Source organism: Gluconobacter albidus, from assembly GCF_002723915.1.
GTDB lineage: Bacteria > Pseudomonadota > Alphaproteobacteria > Acetobacterales > Acetobacteraceae > Gluconobacter > Gluconobacter albidus.
Genome location: NZ_BEWL01000032.1, coordinates 1 through 4,762, shown reverse-complemented (window position 1 = coordinate 4,762; position 4,762 = coordinate 1). Strand labels below are relative to the sequence as shown.

The 4,762-nt window shown below is 52.5% G+C and carries 6 protein-coding genes; 2 read left to right on the top strand and 4 right to left on the bottom strand.

Going from position 1 to position 4,762, the window contains the following annotated elements; all coding sequences use genetic code 11:
- Window positions 1-122: 122 nt before the first annotated feature.
- Window positions 123-530 (bottom strand): VOC family protein, encoded by a 408-nt coding sequence (locus GAL01_RS15195; protein WP_062027068.1) that lies wholly within the window; start codon window positions 528-530, stop codon window positions 123-125.
- The gene (locus GAL01_RS15190; protein ID WP_062027072.1) at window positions 527-1,153 is read right to left on the bottom strand and encodes a glutathione S-transferase family protein; all 627 of its coding nucleotides are present in this window, start codon (window positions 1,151-1,153) and stop codon (window positions 527-529) included. The genes GAL01_RS15195 and GAL01_RS15190 overlap by 4 nt, the downstream gene beginning before the upstream one ends.
- A 149-nt stretch (window positions 1,154-1,302) precedes the next feature.
- Between GAL01_RS15190 and GAL01_RS15185 the strand changes: the two genes are divergently transcribed.
- Complete coding sequence (locus GAL01_RS15185; RefSeq protein WP_255308596.1) at window positions 1,303-2,196, top strand: LysR family transcriptional regulator; 894 nt, start codon at window positions 1,303-1,305, stop codon at window positions 2,194-2,196.
- Window positions 2,197-2,317: 121 nt separating this feature from the next.
- Here the strand turns inward: GAL01_RS15185 and GAL01_RS15180 are convergent, their stop codons facing one another.
- Window positions 2,318-2,734, bottom strand: coding sequence for an RrF2 family transcriptional regulator (locus GAL01_RS15180; RefSeq protein WP_231865194.1), 417 nt, complete (start codon window positions 2,732-2,734; stop codon window positions 2,318-2,320).
- A 134-nt stretch (window positions 2,735-2,868) separates the two neighbouring features.
- Between GAL01_RS15180 and GAL01_RS15175 the strand changes: the two genes are divergently transcribed.
- The gene (locus tag GAL01_RS15175) at window positions 2,869-3,762 is read left to right on the top strand and encodes an NAD(P)/FAD-dependent oxidoreductase (RefSeq protein WP_062027064.1); all 894 of its coding nucleotides are present in this window, start codon (window positions 2,869-2,871) and stop codon (window positions 3,760-3,762) included.
- A gap of 38 nt (window positions 3,763-3,800) precedes the next feature.
- Here the strand turns inward: GAL01_RS15175 and GAL01_RS15170 are convergent.
- Window positions 3,801-4,762: MFS transporter (locus tag GAL01_RS15170; RefSeq protein WP_099253391.1), on the bottom strand; the 962-nt coding region annotated here is incomplete at its 5' end.

The following is a 4,762-nucleotide window of genomic DNA, read 5'->3' as shown; positions in this document are numbered from 1 at the left end:
GGGTCAACGGGCGTTTAGATTAATCGGACTACTCCTTTAGTATTCTGACATTCCCTCTCGTCAAGGAAGTATTTTAATTTTTATGAAATAATACTTTGTTAATATATTAACATAAGAGATAATTACTTGATAATTTCGTTAAATTCCAAAACGTTCCTGTCTGGATCACGAATAAAACAGACGACGCGTCTGTCGTGCCCCATATGCACTGGGCCTTCTGTGATCGTAATCCGTTCCTGTTCCAGCCAGGGAACAAAATCTACCATACTTTCGATAATAAATGCCGCATGTGTGTATCCTGGATATTTGACAGGAACATCCATCAGAACATTACCAGCCGGGTCTGACACACCATTAAAAATAAGATGAAGACGAAGCCCGGATGGGTGATGTAGACCACAGGCTTTCACCGCTGGAGCGTATTCTTCTGGATCACGGATGAAGCCAAATTTGGCATAAAACCGTTCGGAAACGGCGAGATCCGTCACACGAATGCCTACATGATCTAGACTCAGATGAGCAAAGTTCATTGCGCCTCTCCTGTTTTCAAATCCGCTACAATATTCGCGAATGGAACAAACCTCTCCAGGCTTTCCGTGCGCTGCAACCATCTACCAATGGCCTTGTATTCTGATAGATCAACACTTCCTTCCGGAGCTCTCGCAACATAACTGTAAAGCGCGACATCCGCGATTGTCGGTTCTTGGGTTCCTGCGATCCAGGTCCGGCCCAGCAAGGTTTGCTCGATCACTTTGAGTGTGTCATGAGCACGCTGGATGACCTCTTCCGGATTGAAGGAGGCTCCAAAGACTGTCACAAGACGCGCAGCACAGCATCCATATGTGATTTTTCCTGCCGCAACAGACAGCCAGCGTTGAATTTCCGCCTCTGTTACTAGGTCCTCTGGCAGCCAATGAGATGGCCCCATTTTTCGCGCGACATAAACAAGGATGGCATTGGAATCCGCAATGATGGTCCCGTCATCATCTAGAACGGGAATTTCTCCAAAGGCGTTCAGCCTTAAAAATTCCGGAGTTCTCTGCTCACCCGCTGCAAGGTCGACAAGCGTCAATTCGTGCGGCAGGCCGACAAGAGAGAGAAAGAGGTGCGCCCGATGCGCATGCCCCGAAAGGGGATGATAATAGAGTTTCATGGAGCACTCCCTAAAAAAACGGTTGAACAGATACATTGTCTTCTCACGGAACAAAGCGTGCGATAATCTGTCGAAATCGCACTTCATTATTGCGTTTTGTGGCTATAATTTGTTGATTACAGGAGAGAGATCTGATCGACCTTCCGGCATTGCGGATCTTTATGGCCGTGGCCGATCACGCCAGTTTTGTCGGAGCATCCCGGAAGCTGGGTCTTTCGGCAACAACGGTAACACGGACGGTGAGAAGCCTAGAGACAGCCCTCGGAATCTCCTTATTCAGCCGTACAACCCGCTCTGTACATCTGACCACTGAAGGCGTGGAGTTTCTGGCTCGGTGTCGGGCAGCGATTTTCGACCTAGATGGTGCGATTGCTATAGCGCAAGGAGCGAGGACTGCCCCCCAAGGAGTGTTGTCGATCACCGCCCCCGTTATTTTTGGACGGGTACACGTCCTTCCCGTTGTCACAGAACTTTTAAAAGCCTGGCCGCAATTGAACATCAGGCTTTTTTTGACAGACCGGGTTGTTCATCTTGTGGAGGAAGGAATTGATCTCGCCATCCGGATTGCACCTCCACAAGACAGCGCCCTGAAGATGCAGAAAATCGGAGAGGTCCAGAAAATCTTTGTTGCCAGCCCGGCTTATCTGAAGAAACACGGAGAGCCACAGGTCTTTGAGGATCTCGCAACGCATAGCCTCATTGAGGTTAATGAATATGCAGCGGGATATTCTGAGTGGCGACAGGGCGGGAAATCTGGTTTTTCGATAAAAGTCTCGCCCCGGCTTTTCGTGAACAGTGTCGATGCGGCTCTCACAGCCGCCATCGAAGATCTAGGCATCGTCACGGCATTATCCTACCAAACTCACCAATTTGTTGAAAATGGGCAGCTTCGAAGAATTTTGACTGACACCCCCGCCTCAGTACTTCCGGTCTTCATCCTGTTCCCTGCCAAAGAACGTCAGTCCGTAAATGTTCGAACGTTTGTTTCCGCGATGAAAGACAGGTTTATGGCAAAAAGGTCTCTCAAAGCACACCCCACATAGCAGAAGGGTCCCGTGCAACCAGCCGCTACGATTTTTATGCATTGTGCGGCTTTACGTTTGAGCTTCATTCCACGAGTAAATGCAAAGCTTTTTGAGCTCTAAAGCGGCAGACCACCCTGGTTCAGAGCGAGTTCGCACAAGACGCAGAAAAACGTCGGTCAAAATCTTTGGCAATTTCTGCAAGAGTGACCTCGCCTAGTTGAGCGATCAGAAGCGCCTCAGCTTTTTCGAGTGCGCTCGTCATTGACGCATTTACGGCCTGCTCGACGAGGCAATCGGGCGCAGGGTCGGCCAGGCCAATTGCGAAAATACGCGGCTGCCCCACGGCTTTGTAGACATCAAGCATCGAGATACTTTCCAGCGGCTTCAGCAGCGTCCACCCGCCAGCGTGCCCCTTGATGGAACGAACGAACCCCACATCCCGAAGGCCTGCCATCGTACGCCGAATAACAACCGGATTGGTATGCAGCATTTCCGCTGCCTCACCGGAGGTGATGGGCCCATCTGCTCGATCCATATGGATCAGCAAGTGCATCATTCTCGATAATCGACCGTCCAGTTGCATCGCCTACCCTTTAGGCTCTCCTATCACGTCACTTCAAGAGTTGCAAAAAGCTGATAGGCATATATGTAACTTCGTATATTACATATGAAGTTGGATAGGATTTAACGATGTATGATGTGATCGTGATAGGCGGCAGCTTTGCCGGACAAGCGGCAGCTATTCAGCTGGCACGGGCTCGCATGAGCGTTTTGCTGATCGATGCTGGCTTACCGCGAAACCGCTTCGCAGACGCGTCTCATGGTTTCCTCGGCCAGGACGGCAAAGCGCCTAACACCATTATGCGTGAAGCCACTGCACAATTACGGCGATATCCAACTGCGCAGATCTTGCAGAACGACGCGCAGAAGGTGGCACGGAATGGCAAGACGTTTACTGTGTATCTAGCCAACAGAGAAAAATTTCAGGCGAAGCGGCTGATACTCGCTACTGGCGTTTCCGATACTTTGCCCGATATCCCTGGTGTAGCGGAACGATGGGGCAAGACCGTTCTTCATTGTCCTTACTGCCACGGATATGAGGTCCGCAATCATCAGCTTGGAATTATCGCTACCAACCCAATGTCAGTCCATCAGGCAACATTAATACCCGATTGGGGACCAACAACTTACTTCACTCAGGGAATTTACGAGCCGGATCCAGAGCAGGCAATGTTACTTAGCAAGCGCGGCGTCGTGATCGAACGTACTCCAATCATTTCTCTCATCGGAGATGCTCCTGGTCTGGATGCCGTGAAGCTGGCGGATGGACGGCTCATTGAAGTCGCAGCTGTGTTCACGGTACCGAAAACCAGACCTGCCAGCCCGATTGCCGAGGATCTGGGCTGTATTCTGGAAAACGGACCTACCGGTCCGTTCATCAAGGTCGATACCTGGGGCGCAACCTCTGTGTCCGGTGTCTATGCAGCTGGGGATGCCGCTAGCCCGATGCATAATGCAACGGTCGCAGCAGCGTCGGGTGTCCTGGCAGGTATAGCGGCGCACCAATCTTTAGCCAGGGCGTGATCACGCGGTAGCGCAATCCGCTGCTTGTCATCGAATACTCAGTTTTCTTTTCCATGCCCGAGCCGATGGCCAGGTCGGAACCCATAGGAACGGGCTTGCCATGCGATCAGGAAGCTTACAGCAGCGAGTGCCATCACAATCCAGGGGAATGACAGAGCTCCCCACGTTTCCAGCAACACACCACCCAACAGGCCACCGCCGGCTATGGCGCTGTTCCAGACGACGACATTCATCGATAATGCAGCATCTGTGCCCTCCCCGGCTGCATCAGCCAGAGCCGTCTGTAGCAACGTCGCGGCCCCTCCGAAAGTCAGACCCCATATCGTAACTCCAATCATGATCACCGCAGGCGATGCTGACCCAATTGCAAAAACGCCTGCAACAGCAGCGAATATTGCCAGACTGACCAGAACAGAAAGCCGAAGGGCATGATCGACCGTGCAACTGGTGAGCCAGATGCCTGCAAGGGCAGAAATACCAAAAAGCAGGAGGATGCGGTCCGCCTCTCCTGCCAGTCCCGCCGGTGCAATGAACGGTACGATATAAGTGTAGAGAACGTTATGCGCGAGCATCCATGTTACCACGACGCCCAGAACAGACCGCACGCCCGGAGTCCGCAGAACGCGCCCGAACGGCAGACGCTCATGCTGCGCAACTCCCGGGAAATCAGGGACGCTCTTCAGAACCCAGACAATCAGCAGCAGGGTCGAGGCCGACATGATTCCGAAGGCCAGCCTCCAGCCCATCAGAGCTCCCAGCCAGGTTCCGGTCGGAACACCCAGCGATAACGCGACTGGCGTGCCCACCATGGCAATGGCCAGTGCACGCCCCTGCTGGGAGCGTGTCACCATTTTGCGCGCATAACCCGCCAGCAATGCCCAGGCGAGGCCCGCAGCGGTACCCGCACCATAACGGGCCATAAGGGTGAGGCCGTAATGTGTCGAAACCGCCGTGATCGAATTGAAGATCACAAAACCGATGATCGCCAGCAGCAGTACCC